The sequence below is a fragment of the Bradyrhizobium sp. genome, assembly GCF_049581145.1.
Lineage (GTDB): Bacteria > Pseudomonadota > Alphaproteobacteria > Rhizobiales > Xanthobacteraceae > Bradyrhizobium.
The window spans coordinates 1-1,612 of sequence record NZ_JBAURI010000491.1 but is presented as its reverse complement, the minus strand read 5'-3'; the positions used below and the strand labels follow the sequence as shown (position 1 = coordinate 1,612).

At 61.9% G+C, this 1,612-nt stretch carries 2 protein-coding genes; both read left to right on the top strand.

Features of this window, described 5'->3' with window-relative positions; translation table 11 throughout:
• Positions 1 to 828, top strand: an 828-nt coding sequence (locus WCB02_RS16290) for an ABC transporter substrate-binding protein (RefSeq protein ID WP_423959487.1), incomplete at its 5' end; no start/stop codon positions are given.
• Positions 829 to 842: 14 nt separating this feature from the next.
• A partial coding sequence (locus WCB02_RS16285; RefSeq protein WP_423959485.1) for an ABC transporter permease occupies positions 843 to 1,612 on the top strand: 770 nt, incomplete at its 3' end.

Below are 1,612 nucleotides of genomic sequence, written 5' to 3'. Positions count from 1 at the left end.
ATGCTGGACATTGCGCGCCTGACCGGGACCGGCAAGTTCGTGGCCGAGAATCGAGGCTATTCCAACTCGGCCTGGGTGACCACGATCGAGTTCAACCAGCGCCGCGAGATCTTCAAGAAGCGTGAGGTACGCCAGGCGCTGATGTACGGCATCGACCGCCAGTTCATCGCCGATACGGTGTTTTTCGGCCGGGCGCACCCCTCGATCGGCGTGATCCATTCGTCGAACAGCATCTTCTTCACCAAGGACGTTCAGGATTATCCGTTTGACGTCAAGAAGGCCGCGAAGATGCTGGATGCGGCCGGCTATCCCGTCAAGAGTGGCTCGCGTTTTGGCATGAACCTGGTCTCGGCCGGCTGGTTCGAGGAGAACGACAAGATCGGGCAATACCTCAAGCAGGCCTTCGAGGATCTCGATATCACTGTCGACCTGGTCGTTCCCGATCGCGCCACCTCGCTGAAGCGGATCTATACCGACTACGACTACGACATCGCCGTGTCCAACAACAGCGGCAGCATCGAGCTGATCCCGTCCACGACGGAATACTACACCACGGATGGCATCGTGAAGGGCGCGGCCTTCCGCAATGCCACCGGTTATTCCAATCCGAAGCTTGACGAGATCGTCGCCAGGATGGCGGTCGAGACCGACGAGCCCAAGCGGATCGGCCTGGTCAAGCAGTTCGACCAGCTCGCCACCAGCGAGGCGCCGCTGCTGCCGATGGTCGATCTCGACCCGGTGACGATCGCTCGCACCGATGTCCGCAACCATTCGCTGACGGCGGACTTCATGGGTGAAAGCTGGGCGGAAGTCTGGCTCGATCGCTGAACGGAGAGCCCGCGTTGCGCCGCATCGTCCTTCGCCGCCTTGCGCAGATCATCCCGCTGATCCTGGCGGTGATCGTGCTCAACTTCGTGCTGATCCACCTCGCGCCCGGCAGCCTGTTCGACGTGATGACGTCGGAGCAGCAGATCACCGATCCTGCCATGCTCGATCAGCTTCGGCATACCTATGGCGTCGATCAGCCGGCCTGGATCGAGCTCGCGAAATACATCTGGTCGGTGCTGCGGCTCGATCTGGGCTTTTCCTATCGGCAGAACGCGCCGGTGCTTGACGTGATCATGGCGCAGTTGCCCGCGACCTTGATCCTGATGCTGGCGTCGACCGTGATCGCGCTATTGGTCGGAGTCACCGCGGGCGTATTGGCCTCCAGCAGGGTCAATTCGATCTGGGACAATCTGATCTCGCTCGTCGCGGTGTTCTTCTTCGCGGCGCCGAGCTTCTGGCTCGGCATCATGATGACCGTGCTGTTTGCGGTGAAGCTCGGCTGGTTCCCGGTGGGCGGCATGCGTACGATCGGGGCGGATAACGGCACGTTCGCCGATGCGCTTGATGTGATGCACCACCTGGTGCTGCCGGCAACCGCGCTCGGACTGTTCTATGCCGCGACCTATGCGCGGGTGATGCGGGCGTCCATGCTCGAGGTTTTCAAGCTCGATTTCGTCCGCACCGCGCGCGCCAAGGGATTGTCGCGCATGCGGGTCCTGCTGGCGCACGTGATGCGCAACGCGCTGCTGCCGATCGTGACGCTCTTGGGCCTGCAGCTTGGCAC